General features: G+C 58.4%; 18 protein-coding genes. 13 read left to right on the top strand and 5 right to left on the bottom strand.

Translation table 11 applies throughout. From position 1 onward, the window contains the following. Nucleotides 1–173: 173 nt before the first annotated feature. Entirely contained in the window at nt 174–563 is a 390-nt protein-coding gene (locus HMPREF2708_RS02470) for an RNA polymerase-binding protein RbpA (protein WP_005511311.1), read from the bottom strand. Between the two features lie 81 nt (nt 564–644). Here HMPREF2708_RS02470 and HMPREF2708_RS02465 point away from each other — a divergent pair, with 81 nt between their 5' ends. The 5 genes from HMPREF2708_RS02465 to HMPREF2708_RS02445 all read left to right on the top strand — a co-directional run bounded on the left by HMPREF2708_RS02465 (nt 645) and on the right by HMPREF2708_RS02445 (nt 5,180). Further along, entirely contained in the window at nt 645–1,034 is a 390-nt protein-coding gene (locus HMPREF2708_RS02465) for a hypothetical protein (protein ID WP_210400308.1), read from the top strand. 17 nt (nt 1,035–1,051) lie between these two features. Continuing rightward, nucleotides 1,052–1,762, top strand: coding sequence for a YceI family protein (locus tag HMPREF2708_RS02460; protein ID WP_070831879.1), 711 nt, complete (start codon nt 1,052–1,054; stop codon nt 1,760–1,762). A 181-nt stretch (nt 1,763–1,943) separates the two neighbouring features. Further along, the gene (locus tag HMPREF2708_RS02455; RefSeq protein ID WP_070546153.1) at nt 1,944–2,162 is read left to right on the top strand and encodes a hypothetical protein; all 219 of its coding nucleotides are present in this window, start codon (nt 1,944–1,946) and stop codon (nt 2,160–2,162) included. A gap of 495 nt (nt 2,163–2,657) precedes the next feature. After that, complete coding sequence (locus tag HMPREF2708_RS02450; RefSeq protein ID WP_070831876.1) at nt 2,658–4,094, top strand: hemolysin family protein; 1,437 nt, start codon at nt 2,658–2,660, stop codon at nt 4,092–4,094. Nucleotides 4,095–4,097: 3 nt separating this feature from the next. Continuing rightward, the gene (locus HMPREF2708_RS02445) at nt 4,098–5,180 is read left to right on the top strand and encodes a hemolysin family protein (RefSeq protein ID WP_070831873.1); all 1,083 of its coding nucleotides are present in this window, start codon (nt 4,098–4,100) and stop codon (nt 5,178–5,180) included. 64 nt (nt 5,181–5,244) lie between these two features. On the opposite strand, the gene tpx is transcribed toward HMPREF2708_RS02445, so the two are convergent. Then, nucleotides 5,245–5,742: a thiol peroxidase gene (tpx, locus tag HMPREF2708_RS02440; RefSeq protein WP_070831869.1), complete on the bottom strand. Its 498-nt coding sequence runs from the start codon at nt 5,740–5,742 to the stop codon at nt 5,245–5,247. A 154-nt stretch (nt 5,743–5,896) separates the two neighbouring features. Here tpx and HMPREF2708_RS02435 point away from each other — a divergent pair, with 154 nt between their 5' ends. Then, nucleotides 5,897–6,181: an Lrp/AsnC family transcriptional regulator gene (locus HMPREF2708_RS02435; protein WP_005511316.1), complete on the top strand. Its 285-nt coding sequence runs from the start codon at nt 5,897–5,899 to the stop codon at nt 6,179–6,181. A 38-nt stretch (nt 6,182–6,219) separates the two neighbouring features. On the opposite strand, the gene HMPREF2708_RS02430 is transcribed toward HMPREF2708_RS02435, so the two are convergent. Both HMPREF2708_RS02430 and HMPREF2708_RS02425 read right to left on the bottom strand, forming a co-directional pair. Continuing rightward, entirely contained in the window at nt 6,220–7,944 is a 1,725-nt protein-coding gene (locus HMPREF2708_RS02430; RefSeq protein WP_070831866.1) for an FAD-binding dehydrogenase, read from the bottom strand. Nucleotides 7,945–8,062: 118 nt separating this feature from the next. Then, nucleotides 8,063–9,517 carry a class I SAM-dependent methyltransferase gene (locus HMPREF2708_RS02425; protein ID WP_070831863.1) on the bottom strand — a complete coding sequence of 485 codons (1,455 nt, stop codon included), beginning with the start codon at nt 9,515–9,517 and terminating at the stop codon, nt 8,063–8,065. Nucleotides 9,518–9,704: 187 nt separating this feature from the next. On the opposite strand from HMPREF2708_RS02425, the gene HMPREF2708_RS02420 reads away from it, so the two are divergent. Then, nucleotides 9,705–11,126, top strand: a complete 1,422-nt coding sequence (locus HMPREF2708_RS02420; RefSeq protein WP_070831860.1) for an NAD(P)/FAD-dependent oxidoreductase — start codon at nt 9,705–9,707, stop codon at nt 11,124–11,126. A 92-nt stretch (nt 11,127–11,218) separates the two neighbouring features. On the opposite strand, the gene HMPREF2708_RS02415 is transcribed toward HMPREF2708_RS02420, so the two are convergent. Continuing rightward, on the bottom strand, nt 11,219–11,782 hold the full coding sequence (locus HMPREF2708_RS02415) for a PaaI family thioesterase (RefSeq protein WP_246840307.1): 564 nt from the start codon (nt 11,780–11,782) through the stop codon (nt 11,219–11,221). 114 nt (nt 11,783–11,896) lie between these two features. Between HMPREF2708_RS02415 and gndA the strand changes: the two genes are divergently transcribed. The 6 genes from gndA to HMPREF2708_RS02385 all read left to right on the top strand — a co-directional run bounded on the left by gndA (nt 11,897) and on the right by HMPREF2708_RS02385 (nt 19,906). Beyond that, the gene (gene gndA, locus HMPREF2708_RS02410) at nt 11,897–13,339 is read left to right on the top strand and encodes an NADP-dependent phosphogluconate dehydrogenase (RefSeq protein ID WP_210400307.1); all 1,443 of its coding nucleotides are present in this window, start codon (nt 11,897–11,899) and stop codon (nt 13,337–13,339) included. A gap of 47 nt (nt 13,340–13,386) precedes the next feature. Further along, nucleotides 13,387–15,000 carry a bifunctional hydroxymethylpyrimidine kinase/phosphomethylpyrimidine kinase gene (locus tag HMPREF2708_RS02405; RefSeq protein ID WP_070831854.1) on the top strand — a complete coding sequence of 538 codons (1,614 nt, stop codon included), beginning with the start codon at nt 13,387–13,389 and terminating at the stop codon, nt 14,998–15,000. Nucleotides 15,001–15,079: 79 nt separating this feature from the next. Next, complete coding sequence (locus HMPREF2708_RS02400) at nt 15,080–16,414, top strand: DEAD/DEAH box helicase (protein WP_246840306.1); 1,335 nt, start codon at nt 15,080–15,082, stop codon at nt 16,412–16,414. Between the two features lie 3 nt (nt 16,415–16,417). Next, entirely contained in the window at nt 16,418–17,803 is a 1,386-nt protein-coding gene (locus tag HMPREF2708_RS02395; RefSeq protein WP_070831851.1) for a hemolysin family protein, read from the top strand. Then, the gene (locus HMPREF2708_RS02390; protein WP_246840305.1) at nt 17,800–19,035 is read left to right on the top strand and encodes a hemolysin family protein; all 1,236 of its coding nucleotides are present in this window, start codon (nt 17,800–17,802) and stop codon (nt 19,033–19,035) included. The genes HMPREF2708_RS02395 and HMPREF2708_RS02390 overlap by 4 nt, the downstream gene beginning before the upstream one ends. Continuing rightward, complete coding sequence (locus HMPREF2708_RS02385) at nt 19,010–19,906, top strand: 3-methyladenine DNA glycosylase (protein WP_070832482.1); 897 nt, start codon at nt 19,010–19,012, stop codon at nt 19,904–19,906. The genes HMPREF2708_RS02390 and HMPREF2708_RS02385 overlap by 26 nt, the downstream gene beginning before the upstream one ends. Nucleotides 19,907–19,988 lie beyond the last annotated feature (82 nt).

Raw genomic sequence — 19,988 nt, 5'->3', positions numbered from 1 at the left:
TTTTTCAGGCCATTTTTGTCATAAACGCAGCCAGTAACTCGGCTCGGCCCGCCGCAGCCAGCCACCAACGAAAAACGAGCCCGAATAAGGAGCAAAACCTTATCCGGACCCGAATTGCAGTGTTTGATTGACGGCTACAAAGCTCTAAAGCTCGAACCTAACCAGCTCAAACCTTAAGCGTTCTTCTCTGCCTCTTCGGCTTCCTTCTGAGCCTTCAGCAGGCGAGCGGCGTTACGACGACGCTTGCGCAGCAAGTCAACGCGCTCATCCAGCAGCACGTCGAGCTCCTCAATGGAGCGGCGCTCACGGAGCATGTCCCAGTGAGTCCTCGGCGGCTTCACCGGCTTAGCTTCAGTGCCTTCGCCTTCAACCAGCTCACCAATCTGGCCATTCTTGCACAGCCATTCACCTGGAATTTCCGCGTCATCCGCGAATGGGACCTCGAAGATCTCACCGGATTCAGTGCGGTAGCGGACCATCATTCGCGGCGCGAGGTCATGATCGCGATCGGTCTCATACGAAACGGCGCCCATGCGACTGCCACGAAGAACTCGATCTGCCATGTGGAACGTGCCCCCTTTGGTAGAAATACTAGACCACACATTATAACGCCTTAGTCAGCATTCATGCCATAATTGACTTCTGTGTCAGATCAAAAGCCGAGCACAACTATCGCCAATTGCCAGTGGTGTGGCCGCGAAATGGAGGTCGCGATCCGCGGTCGCCGGCGCAAATTCTGCAGCCAAGCCTGCCGGCAGCGCGCGTATGAAAAACGCACCGGCGTAGCAAAAGGCGCCTCCAGGCCGATTGCCGAACGAATCAATTCGGATCTCACACTGAAGACCGCAGATGCCACGAGCCGGCCGACGGGCGATGACGTCGTAAAGCGAATAGGGGACGGACTCTTCGAAGTACGTTGTCTCGCCGAAGACTTGCGCACCGCGCTTGACGACGGCATGGAGACCGCCGTCCTACAGGAGATTACGCAGGAATTGATTATGAAAACGCGTGAGGTGGAACGGTTTATCCCATAGCGGATTAAAAGGATAGGATGAGCACTATGAATTCTGGTGTCCGTAAGTCGATTATTACTTTGATAGCCGTTGCAGTTGTTGCGCTCGCAATTGTTATTGTGGGGCCAGTTTTGTATCGCGTTTTCACGCATGAAGGCGTGCGTACTGGGGATTTCGAGGCCGCAGAGCTGCCTGCAGCAACGACTGACGCGAATGGCACCTGGAAGATTGTCGGTGGCGATAACTCACAGAACACCTCCGTTGGCTTTACTTTTAACGAGGTGCTGCCAGGCAGCAGGCGGACGACGTCCGGTTCCACCCACGATGTCACTGGCGAGCTGAAGGTTGCTAACAACAATCTTGAGGACGCATCCGTTGTTGTTGACATGGCAACTCTGACTAGCGATATTGAACGTCGTGACATCAATGTCCGCAACAATATTTTCAGCGTTGAGCAGTACCCAGAAGCTAAGTTTGAGCTTGCAGAGCCGCTCGATATTTCAAGCATTCCAGATAACGGCCAATGGGCGAATATCGAGATTCCGGGACGCCTGACCATTCGCGGTGTCACCAATGATGTCACCGTGCCAATGAAGGCCGCTCGTACCGAAAACCTGGTTTTGCTGTCGGGCACTTTGCCAATCAACCGCCTGGATTACAACGTGCGCCTGCCACAGTTTGTAGCTGCATCCATCGAGGAGAACGGCGAACTCAATCTACGCATTGTCGCGGAGAAGCAGGACGCGTAGGTTTCGACTAGCAGGCACGGCCATCTAAAGAGAATCACACGAGAGCGAATCTAAAAGAGGCTTCTAGCCAGCGAAAATATGCCCCGTTTCGTCACTGTGACGCAATTAAGCCATTTAGTCCACACACCGCAGAAGTCCCGCCAAAAACAATTTTGGTAGGCCAGTTGGGAGTCACAACGATATGAACACCTACGAAGCAATGTTGCTCGCACGAAAGGTGCGAATGGTGCTACTGATTATCTTCATTGCATTCGTGGCATACAAGGGCGTGTGGTGGCTCGTGGCTGTTGGCATATTCCTGATTGGCATGACGCTGTGGCAGAACAAGCGGCTGCGGGAAGAGATTGCCGTCCGCAACGCGGATGAGCTTGCAGCAGACACCAAAACCAATGAGCAATAAGCCCGACAGCATGGATCAAGCGCCAAGGTAGAATGCGGCGGCAGAAAAGGCGGCAGCTCTAGAAATTCAGAAACCCCCAGGGCTGGCCACTGTCAATATTTGTCCGATAATATACATTATGACATTTTGGCCTTAGGGGTCCGTCCTCCCCATTAGCGCCGATACCGCAGTTACCGCCAGATCTAGCCAGTCATCCAGCCAGTCAATCAGCCTGACCCGTCAACCCGCACCGCCATGCCCACTCAGCAAATAATTAATTTTCGCTACACGTCTAGTCAGGAATTTTTAGTAAGATTTCCCCATGCCTGATCTCTCAGACACATCCAGTAGCCCCGACAGACCCGATACGTCAGACACGTCAGATAGAGCTGACTCGTCCGACGACCCTGAGCCTCGAGCCAAGGTAAACGGGTTCTCTGTAGCCGCAGTGAGCGCAATCACCGCAGCAACCGCAACATCCTCAGCGAACGCAGCAAACGCTCCAGGTGATGCCGCGTGATTGCATCCGCGTTCATCGTATTAGCGGTATTTCTTTTACTCATTTTCGCCAACGCAATTTTCGTTGCTGTCGAGTTTTCCTACCTCACGGTTAACCGAAACGACGTCAAGAAGGCCGCAAACGCCGGCTCAAAGTCCGCATATTTAGTAGACCGTGCTCTATCACGCACCTCTACTAACCTCTCCGGCGCACAGCTGGGAATTACGGTCACCAGCCTCGTCGCTGGTTTCCTTACCGGTCCTTCCCTCGGCGTGCTCCTCGAAGCCGCTTTTAGTGGCACTAGCGTCTCTCCCGCCACCGTCACTGCAATCAGCACTACGGGCGCTTTCATTATCGCAACCTTCACTCAAATGGTCTTTGGCGAACTCGTTCCCAAAAACTGGGCCATCGCCGAGCCGACGAAAGTCGCAAACCTCGTGGTCAGGCCGCAGAATGCCTTCATGTTCACATTCGGCTGGCTGGTCTGGCTGCTCAACAGCGCGGCTAATTGGATACTAAAACGGCTCGGCTTCTCCCCTGAGGAAGAGGTTGCCAGTGCCAGAACCGCGGAGGAACTCCGTGCCGTCGTCACGCGCTCTAGCGATGAAGGAAAGATTAACCCGCAGACCGCCGAGTTGGTGGCGCGATCGATTGAGTTCGGCGAGCGCACGGCGGCTGATGTGATGACGCCACGCACGCAGATTATCTTTATCGAAGATCAGAGCGTCGCAGAGATGCTGACGGTCGTCGCAGATTCTGGACATGCACGCTTCCCCGTCGTTGGCAATAGCGTCGACGACATCCGGGGCGTGGTGCACTACACCGACCTGCTCAGCGTGCCACACGCACAACGCTTGACGACGTCAGCTGCGAGCCTGGCCAAAGATGTGCTCGTGGTGAACGACTCAACCACGCTTGATCCGCTGATGCGCCAACTACGCGGAGACACATACCAGTTCGCGGTGGTTGTCGATGAGTACGGTGGCACGGACGGCATTGTGACATTGGAGGATCTCGTCGAGGAAATCGTTGGTGAAATCGATGATGAGCAGGATGATCGTTCTTTGCTCTACAGCCGGATTAGCCCCAATACGGTGATTGTTTCTGGTCTCATGCGCCCTGACGAGTTGGGAGAAATCCTAAACCTGGTTCTACCGGAGGGCGAAGAATCCGACACGATTGGCGGCTTCATTACCGAGCGCTTAGATCGCATGCCGCGCTTCGGCGACACTGTCACGGTCGAAGCCACCGACCACGAAAACCTCGATGAGGAGAACTTGCCTACCACCGCTGAAGTCGCCTTCCGAGTAGAGCGCATGGCGCGTCACCGCGTTGGCCGTATTCGTGTCCAGGTGGACCGCGTCGGCAACAAGGTCGCGCACAGGGATGAAGGCGCTCATCAGGACGGCACCAGTCACAATCACGTCGAGCACAACAGCGAACAGGAGGGCTAAAACATGCCACTACTTACTCTTATTTTGCTGTTAGCCCTCAATGCCTGGTTTGTCGCCGCTGAATTTGCGATGGTCTCGGCTCGCCGCGACCAAATTGAACCGGATGCCGTCAGCGGCTCTACCAGCGCAAAGTACGCGCTGCGCGGTATCGAGAACGTGTCGGTGTCACTGGCGGCAACACAGCTTGGCATTACCGCCTGTTCCCTGCTCATCGGTGCCGTCGGTGAGCCTGCGATTGCACACTTCTTCGAGCCCTACATGACAGCACTTGGACTCCCCGCGGGCACCGCCCACGTGGTTGCGCTGGTGTTGGCGCTGCTGATTGTCACTTTCTTGCACATGGTTGTCGGCGAAATGGTGCCGAAGAACATCGCTATTGCGGCCCCCAGCCCGACGGCGAAGTTCGTGGCTATTCCGCTGTATGTGATTGTGCGGCTACTCAACCCGGTTATCTGGGCGATGAATACGACCTCGAACATCGTGGTTCGTAAGGTTCTTCGCGCCACTCCGAAGGACGAGGTCGATTCCTCCTTCACCGCTAGTCAGGTGCAGGATTTCGTCGCCGAGTCCGGGCGTCAGGGGCTTCTCGACGATGACGAGCTCGCACTCCTTCACAAAGCTCTCGGCTTCGAGCATCTGACCGCCGCGGACGTCACTATGGAACTCGACACCCTCGTCACCATTGGCCCCGACACCACTGTCGCCGACATCGAAGAGCTCAGCGCACGCACGCGATTTTCCCGCTTCCCCATCACTGATACAGACGGCAACTTCATCGGCTACATTCACGTCAAGGATTTACTCTCGCTTGACGACGGTCACCGCGACCAGACCTTCCCGCGGAATCTAATTCGCACCTTCGCAAGCGTTAGCCCTGATGCCAAGCTCCAATCGGTCATGCGGCTTATGCAGCGCGAACAGGCTCACTTCGCGTTGGTGACGGAGGAGAATAGTACTTCGGAGAGCTCAGCAAAATCGGAGAGCTCAGCAGCCTCGGCAGGCATGGCGAATTCCGTGAACGGGATCGTCGCGCTGGAGGACGTACTAGAAGAGCTCGTCGGCGAAGTCCGCCAGGCAACTGCCTAGCGAGTGCGCCGACGAGCCCCGTCGATTCCAGCTGGTTACTTGTTGCTGCGAGCTAGTTAGCTAATTACTTCAGCGCAGCCAGTGCGGAGTCGTAGTCCGGCTCCGTGGTGATCTCATCGACCAGCTGGTTGTAAATGACCTTGCCCTCTTCGTCAGTGACAACAACGGCACGAGCCAGCAGACCTGCGAGTGGGCCATCCTGCTGGACAACACCGAAGGCTTCGCCGAAACCGTGGCGGAAATCCGAGGCAACCTCAACGTTGTCCAGGCCTTCTGCAGCGCAGAAGCGGCCGAGAGCGAACGGCAGGTCACGCGAAACATTAACCACGACGGTGTTGTCCAGCCCAGCAGCGTCCTCGTTGAAGTGACGCACCGAAGCTGCACAAACACCAGTGTCTACCGACGGGAAGATGTTGTAGACGACCTTCTTACCAGCGAAGGTCTGATTGGTGACCTCACCGAGGTCACCACCGGTGAGGGTGAACTCCGGAGCCTTGTTGCCGACCTGGGGCAGGTCGCCGGAAAGCTGAACTGGGTTGGACTGAAATGCGGTTTGTGTCATAGCGCCCTTTTTACCGCCTTTCGTCGGGATCCTCCAGGCTGTTTTCTGGAAATCAGTAGAATCGTGACAGAAATGAAATACCGAGCCGCAGTATTTGCGGTCCGGGCCACGCTATTCAGCGAGCCCCACGTTTAAACTCTGAGGAAAGGCAGCCATGAGTTTGATTACCGCAATTGTGTCCATCGATGTCGAAGCTGACAAGATCCCGGAGGCCGCCGAGACCATCGTCGAGATCGACGGCGTGACTGAGGTCTACTCCGTTACTGGCGACTGGGACCTGGTCGTCGTGGTGCGCGCAACTAACCACGACGATTTGGCGGAAATCATTCCAAACCTCATCAGCAAGGTCGACGGCGTCATTCGCACTCAGACTCAGCTGGCTTTCCGCACCTACTCTCAGCACGATCTGGAAAGTGCATTCTCCATCGGGCTGGAATAGTCGCGGATTTTTCCACCGAACCGTGCGGTATGCGGTAGCTACTTAACCACTTCCGCCATCGCGCGGCCTGCTTGGCGGCCACTGAAAATACAGCCGCCCAGGAATGTACCTTCCAGTGCGTTGTTGCCGTGGACGCCGCCACCACCGAAGCCAGAGGCCTCGCCTGCGGCGTAGAGCCCCTCAAAGGGAGTTCCGTCGGGGTGCAAGCACTGGCCGTCGAGGGTCGTCTCAATGCCGCCGAGCGTTTTGCGGGTCAGCATGCGCAGACGAATAGCAATCAGCGGGCCGTTCTTCGGATCCAAAATCGGTGATGGCGGCACAGAGCGGATGATTTTGTCCCCGAGGAAGTTCCGGGCCACGTTGACGTAATTGACCTGGTAGTCCTTGGAGAAGGGATTGCCGGTCTGCATGTCGCGCTGACGGATCTGCTCCTCAAGCTTCTCCAGGTCAATCTTCGGCGCTGCAGCTCCGGACTCCGCAGCTCCGGACTCTCCGCCAGAGCTCGCTTCCACGATCTCGTTCATCCCCTCGACCAGCTTCGGCAGATCGTCGGCAACCACCCAGTCTTCGCCGTTATCCATAAACGCCTGAATAGGCGCGGCGACACCAGCAGTCACCTTGCCAATCAGCTTCTTAATCTCCTTGTCCGTCAGATCCGGGTTTTGTTCTGAGCCAGAGAAGATAAACTCCTTGGCCACGATGTTCTTATTCAGCACAAACCAGGAGTAGGAATGTCCGGTAGCCAGAATGTGCTTCATCGTGCCAACCGTATCCGCGCCCGGAATATATGGTGCAGGCAGGCGGTTTCCTTCCGCGTCGAACCACATGGCCGACGGCCCCGGGATGATTCGAATACCGTGATTCGGCCACACCGGATTCCAGTTCTTCATACCCTCGGTGTAATGCCACATGCGGTCACGGTTGACGAGGTTTGCGCCGGCTTGCTCTGCAATCTCAATGCCACGGCCGTCAACATGCTCTGGCACACCGCAAACCATGTCCTTCGGCATCTCGCCCAGGCGCTCGGTCGGCCAGCACTTACGCACGGCTTCCAGGTTGCCGCCGACACCGCCCGTCGCAATGCACACGGCCGACCCGCGGATCTCAAAGTCCTCCCCTGTTTCCTCGCGTGACGACGCCACTCCTCGCTCTAAAGATTCACAGGGAACCAGAATCTTGCCACGCACGCCGACGGCGCGGCCGTCTTCTACAATCACCTCGTCAACGCGGTGGCGATGGCAGTATTCCACCAGCCCCTTCTTCGCAGCTTCGGCGACCGGCTCTGCAAAAACGCGGACGATTTCAGGGCCGGTGCCCCAGGTGAGGTGGAATCGGGGTACCGAGTTACCGTGACCGTCGGCACGCCCTTCACCGCGCTCAGCCCACCCGACGACAGGCAGGAACTTCACGCCGAGATTGCGGAGGTAGTCGCGCTTCTCCCCCGCCGCGAAGTTCAGGTAGGCCTTGGCCCACTTGCGCCCCCAGTTGTCTTCCTCGCGGTCGAACTGCGCGGAGTTGAACCAGTCAGCTTCAGCGAGCTCGCGGTTATCCTTGACTCCTAGGCGGCGCTGCTCTGGCGAGTCGACGAGAAAGATCCCTCCCAGCGACCAGAAAGCCTGTCCGCCGAGGTTGTTGGCGTTCTCCTGATCGACAAGGATAACCTTCTTACCTGCCTGCGTGGCCTCATACGTCGCGACTAATCCGGCAAGTCCGGCGCCGACGACAACAATGTCTGCAGTACGTGTGGTGCTCTGTGCGTTCATAGTTTCGTTTTTAGACCCTAAACACCGCCATTGAGGTAGTTTTGCCTAAAAAACGTGATTTATTTTTGCAAACCTTATTTATCTGGCGAATTTCCAACGCGTTCGGAACTGCCCGCTGCTAGTGAGGCCTGCGTGGCGCATGCACGAGTTCGACCTGCACGAGCGTGACTTTCTCTGCACGCACGAGCGCCTCAAACAGCGACAGGTAGTAATTCCACATCCTCCGGAACACTCTGTCATAGCCGATACCAGCGGCTTCGCGCGCATGAGCCGCAAAGAAATCGCGCTGGAGCTGCAAGGTCGTCGCAAAGTGCGCCGGAATGTACTCTTCCGCCGCGATGCGCAGGCCGGTTTCCCGGTCTACCATCTTGCGCAGCTCTTCCATCGTGAAAAGTTGCAGCTGTGGCCACACGTAAGCGCGTACGAGGTCCAAGCTACGCTCGGCGAGCGCGTCGAATTTGTCCGTAGCTACCACCATTTGGACGACGATGGTGCCGCGATCGACAAGCAGACGCTCGGCGCTCTTCAGCCAGCGCAGCGCACCTGCACGGCCGAAGGTCTCCAGACGCCCGACGTTGATAACCGCCTCGAAGTCGGACTCGAATTCGCGTGGCGACGGAATGTTGCGATCCATCTGGATTACATCGACCGCGCCGCGCAATCCGGCCTTTTCCACCCGTTCCAGCACCGTGTCGGTGTGGTCATCTGAGACGGTAATAACCTCCGCACCCGCTCCCCTTTCTGCAGCCCGAAGAGCAATTTCTCCGCCTGCCGACGGCCATTCGGCCACACGGTCGCCAGCCCGCACTCGAGCGAGATCGAGCATGTGCTCAATATTGCGCACCTGGGCATGCAGAAAATCGGCACGCGCGACGGATTTCGGGGCATCGACATAAGTCACGTCAACTGACCAGTGTGAGGGAACCCCACCCTTGCCCGCACCACGGGCATAGTTGGGAATCTGTTCACGCGACGAGGTTCGCACTCCGGAGGCAAACAGGCCAGAACCACCCATTAGCAATTCGCCGGAATAAAGCTCCAGCAATGAGGTCGGCAACTCTCCCGCCATATCGGGCCCATCGAGACGCGGGCGTGAACGCGCGACTTTCATCAGACCACGTGTCAACGGCCCCAACGAGGCAATATCAAACTCGGCGCTGAGCAGTCGACTGAGAAGCTCTGGCAAGTCATCACTGGACCACTCGCCCGCGAGAAAGGCCTCCCCCAATCCGAGCCATTCTGAATCAGCTAGTCGAGAATAGAAAACAGGATCAATGACGCTGAAAACGACTGGACGAAGCGATTCAGAACTAGTGGGAGATTCACTGCCACCGCTAGAGCTGACGCCACCGACCCCGTCGATAGCCAAATCGGCGTCACCCGTCGACCGAGTGATGAAGGACTCTCCGACAAACTCACCGGATTCAACCAGTTCAATGCCGTTGTCCTGGCAGAGCCGCTCAAAAGAGCGTTCCATCATTTCAGCACGTTTCGCTAAGAAACGCCCCTCTGGAATACGCGCAACCCGAGGCCATCGCTCTGCGTCAATTGCCTGCCGGCTTGCCGAATTCACCCTGCCCGAACCTCCTAACAATCGCGCCGCATAAAGGTACGAATAACGAACTGAGTTTGCTCTCGAAGCCTACCGCGCAGGGGCCCAGAATAGGCGGTGGCGCACCGAGAGGATTACTATTGTGGCTTGCCGGCTAAAAGCCGAATCTAAAACTTCGAGAACTTTAAAGTCTGTGAGGAGAAAATACATGACCGAGACTCCGTACCGCCCGCACTCCGGACGCCCGCACGTGGTCGTCATCGGTTCGGGTTTCGGCGGCTTGTTCGCGGCGAAGAAGTTGCAGGGCGCCGAGGTCGACGTCACTCTCATCGACCGCACTAACCACCACCTGTTCCAGCCACTGCTCTACCAGGTAGCAACGGGCATCCTGTCCTCGGGCGAAATCGCTCCGTCCACTCGTACAATCTTCGACGGTGTTCAGAACGTTCGTGTTGTCAAGGGCGATGTCACCGACATCGACGTCGAAAAGCAGGTTGTGACTTCGGAACTGGGTCACCAGACTTCCAAGTGGGAATACGACCACCTCCTGGTTGCCGCTGGTGCTGGCCAGTCCTACTTCGGCAATGATCACTTTGCCGAGTTTGCTCCGGGCATGAAGAACATCGACGACGCACTCGAAATCCGTGCCCGCATCATCGGCGCGTTTGAGCGCGCCGAGCTGACCGACGATCCGGCCGAGCGCGAGCGTCTGCTGACCTTCGTGGTCGTCGGTGCTGGCCCGACCGGCGTTGAGCTTGCTGGTCAGCTGGCCGAGCTGGCTAACCGCACTCTCGCATCGTCTTACCGCAGCTACAACCCGCACGCTGCACGTGTCGTGTTGCTCGACGGCGCACCGCAGGTTCTGCCGCCGTTCGGCAAGCGTCTGGGCCGTAAGGCTCAAAAGTCCTTGGAGAAGATGGGTGTCATCGTCAAGCTGGGCGCGATGGTGACCGACGTCAACGAAGAGGGCGTCACCTACAAGAACATGAAGGATGGAACCGAGGAGTTCATCCCGTCGTTCTGCAAGATTTGGTCCGCCGGCGTGTCCGCTTCCCCGCTGGGCAAGATGATTGCCGAGCAGACCGGCGCCGAGACCGACCGCGCTGGCCGCGTCGTTGTCAACGAGGACATGACAGCTGGTGACTACAAGAACATCTACGTCGTGGGCGACATGTCCAACCGCGAGAACCTCCCGGGTGTTGCCCAGGTTGCTATTCAGGGTGGCGAGTATGTCGCTGAGAACATTGCTGCCGAGGCAGACGGCCGCGATGTCGCGGAGCGCCAACCGTTCGAGTACTTCGATAAGGGCTCCATGGCAACCGTCTCCCGCTTCTCCGCAGTGGCGAAGATGGGCAAGGTTGAGGTCTCCGGCTTCATTGGCTGGATTCTGTGGCTGGCTGTCCACCTGATGTTCCTGGTGGGCTTCCGCAACCGTCTCGTCTCCTGCGTCAGCTGGGGTCTAAACGTCCTGGACCGCAACCGTTGGCAGATGGTTTCCACCCGCCAGCAGATGTACGCACGCAATGCCATCGACCGCCTGGCCGAGTTCAACAAGGACAAGGCCGAGCAGGATCTACCGCTAGAGGTTCGCGACACCCGCCGCGAGCGCCGCGTACGCAAAAATAAATAATAAACTTGCAGGTGGCTAGATTAGAAAACAGCTAATCCAGGCTATCCACCTGCGAGCTCACTACCAGGCCCGTTACCACCTATGACGATTTGCTACAGCGGCTTGTCGAGTACCGCAATTCGTAGGTTGGTGCGGGCCAGCAGTTTTTCATCTGCCTTGCGGGTGTGCTCAATACGCCACAGTTGCATGGTGCGCCCCAGGTACTCCGGCTCCGCAGTGGTAACGATTACCTCGCCAGCCCGGGCGGAGCGGTAAAAATCGGTGTTGTTGTTCACACCGACGACCGGCTTCTTCGCACCGCAGGCAACGAAACCAGCAATAGAGCCAGCAGTTTCACCTAGCGAGCAGTAAACACCGCCATTGGCTAGGCCCCACGGTTGCAGGTGGTCGGGCCCGACCTCGAGCTCCATCTGAATTCGCTCCGGCCCGACATGGACAAACTTCGTGCCCAGCAAGGTATCTAGACCACCGATTCCGTTATCGCCCAAGGTGCTGTTAAAAACAGCCAGTTCCTCATCGCTCAAGGCTTCTTGGCTAGCCTTCGTCACCAGTGTCATATACTTGCGCAGCCCCTTCCTCTTCGCCTGCTCGGCGGCGGAAGCTGCAGAGTTAGAGTCCTGTGAACTGCCATTATTCGCAATAGTCTCGTCAGCCATGCCAAACATTGTGCCAGCGCACGCCATCACTTGTGGCAGTTTTAGCGTTAAAATCAGTAACAATTTCTGAGTCCCAGATACAACGAACCCTGGCCAGGCTTTAAGATGGTGGGCATGACCGATAACAATGAACTCGCACAAATTGGTGTCGTCGGACTCGCCGTCATGGGCTCGAATATCGCACGCAACTTCGCCCACAAGGGACACACAGTTGCCGTGTACAACCGCAGTCCGGAGAAAACTCGCACCCTCATCGCTGAACACGGTGATGAAGGCTCATTCATCCCGTCCGAGACCATCGAAGAGTTCGTCGCTTCACTGGAGCGCCCGCGTCGCGCTCTGATTATGGTTCAGGCAGGTGCCGCTACTGATGCGGTCATCGATCAGCTTGCCGACGTGATGGAGCCCGGCGACATCATCATTGATGGCGGTAACTCTCTTTACACGGACACCATCCGTCGTGAGAAGGCTATTCGCGCCCGTGGCCTGCACTACGTCGGCACTGGCATTTCCGGTGGTGAGGAAGGTGCTCTGACCGGCCCATCCATTATGCCGGGTGGCACGAAGGAGTCCTACGAGTCCCTCGGCCCGCTGCTGGAGTCCATCTCCGCTCACGTTGATGGCGTTCCGTGCTGTACACACATTTCCTCCGATGGCGCTGGCCACTTCGTGAAGATGGTCCACAACGGCATCGAGTACGCGGATATGCAGGTCATCGGCGAGGCCTACCACCTTCTGCGCGAGGCCGCTGGCCTCACCCCTGCCGAGATTGCAGATATCTTCCGCGAGTGGAACAAGGGCGACCTGGACTCCTACTTGGTTGAGATCACCGCTGAGGTTCTCTCCCAGGTCGATGAGAAGACAGGCAAGCCGCTGGTGGATGTCATCGTGGATGCCGCTGGTCAGAAGGGCACCGGCCGTTGGACGGTCAAGGCCGCATTGGACTTGGGCATTCCAGTAACTGGTATTGGCGAGGCCGTGTTCGCTCGCGCCCTGTCGTCTTCTCTTGCTCAACGTGAGGCTGCGCGCAACCTGCCGTCGGGAAGCCTGGCTAAGGCCCCAGAGGATCGTGATGCTTTCGTGGAGCGCGTCCGTAAGGCTCTCTACGCTTCCAAAATCATTGCCTACTCGCAGGGCTTTGATGAGATTAACGCTGGCGCCAAGGAGTACGGCTGGGAAATTGACCGCGGTGCGCTGGCCACCATCTGGCGTGGTGGCTGCATCATTCGCGCTCAGTTCCTGAACCGCATCAAGGAAGCGTACGACCGCGATCCGGAGCTGCCGGCGCTGGTACTCGACGAATACTTCCGTGACCAGGTCACCGAGTGCCTCGACGCCTGGCGTGACGTTGTTGTCACTGCAGCGCAGATGGGTATCCCGGCTCCGGTGTTCTCCTCCTCGCTGGCTTACTACGACGGCCTGCGTGCGGAGCGTCTGCCGGCAGCGCTGGTTCAGGGGCAGCGTGACTACTTCGGTGCACACACTTACAGGCGCGTTGACCGCGAGGGCGCTTTCCATACCCTCTGGTCTGGCGACCGCTCCGAGGTTGAAGCATAGCGTTGAAGTTCATCGCTTCACACTCTTGAAGGTAAAAGGGGCCTGAGATGCCATTTCCCAAGAAGGCAAAGCCTGATTTTGTGCCACGAGTTCTTTCCATCGCCGGCACAGACCCAACCGGTGGGGCTGGACTGCATGCCGATTTAAAATCAATTGCCGCCGCCGGTGGTTATGGCATGGGCGTGGTCACCGCTTTGGTATCTCAGAACACCGTGGGCGTTCGTGCCGTCCACACCCCACCTGTTGACTTCCTCGTCGAGCAGCTGGCTGCTGTGACTGAAGATGTCACCATCGACGCGGTGAAGATTGGCATGTTGGGTTCACGCGAACTCACGCAGGCCGTTACCAACTGGGTTCGGGAGACCAAGCCAGCCGTGGTTGTTCTCGATCCGGTTATGGTCGCCACCTCCGGCGACCGTCTGCTTGACGAAGATGCCATGGATGCAATGCGTGACTTGGTCGCGGAAGCCACCGTCATCACGCCGAACGTTCCCGAACTGGCGTTGCTTGCCGACGCCCCGGAGGCCAGCGACTTCACTGAGCTGATTGAGCAGGCGCTGGAGTTCGCGAGCAAGAACGATGTCATCGTGATTGCAAAAACTGGTCACTTAAGTGATGAAGAAGCCGGAAATGCCGTGGCATTCCCCGATGGCCAGGTTTTCTTCAGCTCTTCTCCCCGCATTCACACTGAGAACACCCATGGCACGGGTTGTTCGCTGTCCGCTGCTCTCGCCACACGGATTGGTGGGGGCTCTGCGATCAATGATGCCCTGCGCTGGACTACGCGCTGGCTCAGCGAGTCTATTCGTTTCGCGGATAACCTCAACGTCGGTCAGGGGCACGGCCCTATTGACCACGGCCACAGGGCTCGTCGCCTAGAAAAGGTCGCGCTTCGCCGAATGCAACCAGTACATCTGAACTCCAGTTTTTACCCAGAGGCCATCGAAGGCACTGACGCTGAGCAGACGCCGAATGAGCTGGAATCTTTCTTTGGCCACTCACTCCAGATTGCTCCGGCGGGCCCCTTTACTTCCCAGCTGTGGCGGGACATCGAGGACATCGTTGCAGAGATTGGCGGAATGTTCAGCGTCCCCACGATGCTCCGCGGCGACCTCTCCTCGGAGGAAACCAACTTCTTCGTAGCGCAAGAGGCCTGGTACTTGCACCAAGTTTTCCCAGTCCTGTCGCATCTGGCAACCAAAGCACCCTGCGCTAAGGAACAGGTTCTGTGGTCATCGGTCGCGCAGGAAGCCCTGGTGCGTGCGTTGGAATTGAGCAATAACGCGCTGGAAGAGGCTTCTTCGGCGCTCGAGGACATCGAGCCGACAACCATCACGCAACTCCTGCTGGACGTGCATTCTTCCTGTAGCGCCTTCAATCCATATCGAGTCGCCGTGACCAGTATCGTCGCCGAAATGTGGATTGCAGCCGAGCTGACTCTGCAAGGAAAATCGCTGGTTGATGGGGATTCCACGATTACGGACTGGGTGGAGGTGTATTCCGACCCCGAGTTTATTGATAGCGTTCGGCAGGCTCTCGAGGTCCTTGAAGAGAATATGTCCACGGCCAGCGATGCGGAGCTCAAATCTATCCGCAACATCTTCCGTCGAGCCGCCGTTCTTGAGCGCGAGGCCTATGCGCAACCGGGTCGCGGTTGGTAAATCTCATGGGACGGTAGTTTCCAGTTCACCGGACGTGCCTATTGCATGGCAGTCCGGGGATAGCGGTATTCTAACAAGCATGCCCCCTCCCGCTGAGTCCAGTGATTTCAGACAGTTGGGCACGCCGGAAGCAATTGTGAGTATTCTGCGTGCCCAGCACATAACTTCGCCCACCGCCGTGCAGGTGGCGACTTTGCCAGATGCTTTCGCTGGCAAGGACGTTCTTGCACAGGCCCCCACAGGCTCGGGCAAAACGCTCGCATTCGGCATTCCGCTGGTCACGTTACTCAATGACGCCTCTCCAGCGCTTCCCCGTTACCCGCGCGCGCTTATTATTTCGCCGACGCGCGAACTTGCAGATCAAATTGCTGATGTCCTCGCTGACATCGGCGCCGCTGCAGGTCTGCGTGTCTTGAGCTTGGTCGGCGGCGACTCCGTCGTTAAGCAGCAGACTCTGCTCGCTGCCCCTGTCGACATCGCTGTGGTCACACCGGGTCGCGCACACGATTTGCGCCGCCGCGGCGTACTCAGCCTTGAGCACGTCCTTGCCGTCGTCGTTGATGAAGCGGATATGCTCGCTGACATGGGCTTTCTGCCCGATGTTCTGGGCCTCGTCCGCGCGTGCCCGAAGTCGGCGCAGCGCATGGTCTTTTCCGCCACGATTAACGACGACGCCGCGGGGTTTATCCGCGATCGTCGCGCAAGTAGCACCGAAGTTGCGAAACACAAGGTCACTGCCTCCCGGCTGACCATGCGCAATATGCGGCATCTGTTACTTCGGGTGGAGGACAACGCCGAGGCAGACGAAGTAGTCGCCTGGATTGCCTCCCGCAAGGATCAGTGCGTCATCTTCGCCAACTCTAAGGCGCGTGTCGTGCAGCTGGCTAAGTTTTTACAGTTCTACGACATCAAGTTAGGTTTCCTCCACGGCGATCGCGGCCAGGCAACACGTCGCGCAGTCCTCAAGGCCTTTGCCGACGGCGAAATCAATGTCCTCGTCACCACGGATGTGGCCGCTCGGGGCATTGATATCGATGCTCTTGACTTGGTTGTGCACGCGGATCCGCCAAGGGATTCCGCGACGTACATTCACCGCTCGGGTCGGACGGCTCGTGCAGGTGCTTCCGGCACGGTAGCGATGATTGTGCGTGACCGCCAGGTCGATCAGGCCCGTGAGCTGCTGGCAGGAGCCGGCGTTGAAGCTGAAGAGCTGCGCGCAGCTCCGGGGCTGCCACGATTTGTCAAGGAACTGGGCGCACGCCGTCCGCGCCGGGCTCGTCAAGATCAGAGCCAATCGGCAGGCGGTGCTAGTGGTTCCGGTTACCGCGGGCGCGGCGGCCCGTCGGCAAGCGGAAAGAATCGTGCTGGCGGTCGCGTACACCGCCCCAAGCGAGGGAAAAAGAAGAAGAGATAATCAGTGGATATTGTTCTCAATATTGTCGCGGTTGTCGGCTTTATCGCGCTAACCGCTGGCACCGGCCTCTTTGTGGCGTTTGAATTCGCGCTGACGGGACTGGAGCGTTCCACGATTGACGCCGACCGCGCCCGTTCAGCGGATGCACCTGCTGAGGCCGTTCACAATGCGCATAATCGACTGTCCTTCCACCTCTCCGGTGCACAGCTGGGCATTACGTTGACGACGCTGGCAACTGGTTTCCTCGCGGAACCGGTGCTGGCGCAGTACTTCACGCCGATGCTGCATTGGATGGGGCTCAGCGAGTCTGCAGCGGGACCGACCGCACTGATTCTTGCGCTCATTGTGGCCACGATGTTGTCGATGGTCTACGGCGAATTAGTGCCAAAGAATGTCGCGATTACAGAGCCGCTGGCGGCGGCGCGCGTTACAGCTCGTCCGGTGATGGCGTTTAACTGGGTGTTCCACTACTTCATTCAGTCGCTGAATGCCTCGGCGAATTGGCTGGTGCGCAAGCTCGGCATTGAACCGGCGGATGAGCTGGCTTCGGCGCGTTCCCCGCAGGAGCTGGAAGCACTGGTGCGCAATTCTGCGGAGCAGGGTGCATTGGATGAGTCGAAGGCTGCTGTGCTCGAGTCGTCGTTACGCTTTGGCGAAACTACTGCGGAGGATCTGATGACGCCGCGGTCGACGATTACTTCTCTCGATGTCGATGACACGGCGCTGGATCTGCTGGCTGTCGCCATCGAATCGGGACATTCCCGCTTCCCCATTACTGACGGGGACCTCGATGCCACTGTCGGTGTTGTCCACGTCAAGGACGCATTCGCGGTGCCTGCGGCGAAGCGCTCAACTACCACCATGCGGGAGGTTGCACGGCCAGTGCCCACGCTGCCGCAGTCGCTGGACGGCGATGCCGTACTGGAGGCCGTGCGTTCGGCTGGTTCGCAGATTGCGCTGGTCGCGGACGAGTACGGCGGCATCGCCGGCATTGTCACCATCGAGGACGTCGTCGAGGAAATTCTCGGCGAGGTCTGGGATGAGTACGACGACAAGGAGTCCGAGCAGGAAGTCAAGCGCGCAATTGAAGGCTGGAATTGCTCCGGCCTTGTGCGTACCGACGAACTTCCGACCAAGGTCGGATACTTCGCCCCGGAGGGCAGCTTCGAAACCCTCGGTGGCCTGATTATGTTTGCGCTCGGTCGCATCCCAGAGGTCGGTGATGTCGTCCTGCTGCCAGAGACCGAACGCGACTTCATGGACGAATTCGAATCGGGTATCGCCGGACGCTGGTACGCCCGCATTCTGGCGATGGATGACCGCCGCGTGGATCGTGCCATTTTGATTCCTGTGACCAACGAGCGCGCTAAGGAGATGTTCAACCTATGAGTGACTGGTTTGGAATCCTCCTGACCTTCTTCTTGTTGTTGGTCAACGCATTTTTCGTGGGCGCGGAGTTCTCGCTTATTGCTGCTCGCCGTGACCGTTTGGAGGCGCTGCTGGCTCAGGGAAAGAAGCGCGCTCGCACAGTTATCAATGCTTCTGAGCACCTGTCGATGATGCTCGCCGCCGCACAGCTGGGCATCACCATTGCCTCGCTGCTGCTGGGTAAGGTCTCTGAACCGGCGCTGGCACATCTGCTGGAAGCTCCTTTCCACGCCATGGGTATTCCGGAATCACTGCTACACCCGCTGAGCTTTGCCATCGCGTTGATGCTGGTGTCAGTGCTGCACATCATGCTCGGCGAAATGGTTCCAAAAAACATTTCCCTAGCCGGCCCAGAGACAGTGGCCATGCTGCTTATTCCGGTTCACATGGTTTTCTACCGCCTGACCAAACCGCTGTTGCTGCTGTTTAACTGGTTGGCTCGCCATACACTGAGGCTGTTCGGCATTGAGCAGCGCGATGAGCTTGACACCACTGTTGATTCCACTGAGTTGGCATCGATGATTGCGGAGTCTCGTCAAGAGGGGCTCCTTGACAGCGAGGAGCACGTCCGTCTTCGTCGCACGCTGGCTTCGGCCACGCGCACCATTGAGGAGGTGCTAATTCCGCACGAGCAGATTCGGCGCCTCCCCACCGCACCGACTGTGGGCGACCTAGAGACGGCGGTCACCGAAACTGGCTTCTCCCGGTTCCCCGTCGCTGCGGCCAACAATGAACCCAACGAGTACCGCGGCTATGTTCACGTCAAGGATGTCCTCGACCGCGTCATGGACCCTGCCTCCGGACCGGAGACAGCCATCCCCGATGACGAGATTCGCCCGATGATCGAAATTCCGATCGATGCCACGCTGGATGAGGGCTTGCGCATCATGCGCCGCTACAGCGCCCACATGGCAGTGGCTGTACGCGCTCGCATGCCAAAGCCGCACCTGCGCGCAAACACCCCGGCAAGTATCGCCCCGAAGACCGGTGGTTTCTCCGGCGCGGAGCAGATCGGCATCGTGGCTCTGGAGGACCTCATCGAGGAGCAGGTCGGTGTCGTGCGTGACTGGACTCATGAGGTCTCCCCGAAGCGCAGTGCAGCTGAGATTTCGGCAAAGCGAGGCGCGGCAAAGGCTGCTAAGGGTACGACCGCCAAGACGACGAGGACTGCTAGCCGTGGCAATCGCTCATAACTGGCGCGAGGCCAAGGCACAGCATGAAGCCCGTGTCGAGGAGCTGACCCGCGACCACTTGCACCGTCGCAGTCGCGGCCAGCGTCACCCGGTGTGGGACTTTATCTTCGAGTACTACCCCGTCAAGCCCGGTCAGCTGCGCCGCTGGTCACCGGGCATCGGTGTGGATTTGCCGGGTGCCACGGCCGCTGATATCCGTCATCTGAAGTACTTCACGCTCGATGGTCAGGACGCTGTGGCCGACACCGATACCGCCTCGGGGACGGCGCGCATGAATGTTTCGGCGTACGTCGATAAGCGCGGTAAGACAGTGGCGTACATCGGCAATCTGCTGCGTTCGACGCGCGCGAACCCAGCGCACTTTGACTGCTTCGGCCTGCATGAATGGGCGATGGTATATCGCCAGCCCGAGCATCGTCACCCGGAGCCACTGCGGCTTGGTCAGGCAGGCACGGACGAGGTCGTCGAGTCCCACGCGGTTCGGTGTACGCACTTCGACGCCTTCCGCTTCTTCACGCCCGACGCCGTCCCGCTCAACGAGTTTGCGCCGACGCGCGAGACACAGCCGCACTGTGAACAGATGGGCTGTCTGCACGCCAACATGGACTTGTATAAATGGGCGACCAAGCTCGGCGAGGCGGTCCCCGGCGACCTGTGGCTGGATACTTTCGAGCTCGCGTGCAGTGCCCGTGAGTTGGATATGCGCGCCGCTCCCTACGATCTGCAGGATTGGGGTTTTGATCCCATTCGCATCGAGACTCCCGAGGGCAAGGCCGAGTACGTCCGCCGCCAGCGTGAGCTCAGCGCGCGTGCCGACGTTCTGCGCGGGCGTTTGCTGCAAGTAGTAGATGTCGCCTTATCCAGGCAGTAGAGTTGGCAGGAGTTACGTGCGCGTTTGTGCTTTACGACGAGGTCTGCTGCGAGTCGACAGTGCCGAGCACACTCAGCATAGA

This window comes from Corynebacterium sp. HMSC073H12 (genome assembly GCF_001837775.1).
Lineage (GTDB): Bacteria > Actinomycetota > Actinomycetes > Mycobacteriales > Mycobacteriaceae > Corynebacterium > Corynebacterium amycolatum.
The sequence above is the reverse complement of the archived record's forward strand: the minus strand, read 5'-3'. Positions and strand labels throughout refer to the sequence as shown.

What these genes read in the sequence shown, in the direction of transcription:
- HMPREF2708_RS02445 (WP_070831873.1), top strand. Translation starts at nt 4,098, where the DNA reads ATGCCACTACTTACTCTTATTTTGCTGTTAGCCCTCAATGCCTGGTTT.
- HMPREF2708_RS02390 (WP_246840305.1), top strand. Translation starts at nt 17,800, where the DNA reads ATGAGTGACTGGTTTGGAATCCTCCTGACCTTCTTCTTGTTGTTGGTC.
- HMPREF2708_RS02405 (WP_070831854.1), top strand. Translation starts at nt 13,387, where the DNA reads ATGCCATTTCCCAAGAAGGCAAAGCCTGATTTTGTGCCACGAGTTCTT.
- gndA (WP_210400307.1), top strand. Translation starts at nt 11,897, where the DNA reads ATGACCGATAACAATGAACTCGCACAAATTGGTGTCGTCGGACTCGCC.
- HMPREF2708_RS02455 (WP_070546153.1), top strand. Translation starts at nt 1,944, where the DNA reads ATGAACACCTACGAAGCAATGTTGCTCGCACGAAAGGTGCGAATGGTG.
- HMPREF2708_RS02420 (WP_070831860.1), top strand. Translation starts at nt 9,705, where the DNA reads ATGACCGAGACTCCGTACCGCCCGCACTCCGGACGCCCGCACGTGGTC.
- HMPREF2708_RS02470 (WP_005511311.1), bottom strand. Translation starts at nt 563, where the DNA reads ATGGCAGATCGAGTTCTTCGTGGCAGTCGCATGGGCGCCGTTTCGTAT.
- HMPREF2708_RS02415 (WP_246840307.1), bottom strand. Translation starts at nt 11,782, where the DNA reads ATGGCTGACGAGACTATTGCGAATAATGGCAGTTCACAGGACTCTAAC.
- HMPREF2708_RS02400 (WP_246840306.1), top strand. Translation starts at nt 15,080, where the DNA reads ATGCCCCCTCCCGCTGAGTCCAGTGATTTCAGACAGTTGGGCACGCCG.
- tpx (WP_070831869.1), bottom strand. Translation starts at nt 5,742, where the DNA reads ATGACACAAACCGCATTTCAGTCCAACCCAGTTCAGCTTTCCGGCGAC.
- HMPREF2708_RS02460 (WP_070831879.1), top strand. Translation starts at nt 1,052, where the DNA reads ATGAGCACTATGAATTCTGGTGTCCGTAAGTCGATTATTACTTTGATA.
- HMPREF2708_RS02435 (WP_005511316.1), top strand. Translation starts at nt 5,897, where the DNA reads ATGAGTTTGATTACCGCAATTGTGTCCATCGATGTCGAAGCTGACAAG.
- HMPREF2708_RS02430 (WP_070831866.1), bottom strand. Translation starts at nt 7,944, where the DNA reads ATGAACGCACAGAGCACCACACGTACTGCAGACATTGTTGTCGTCGGC.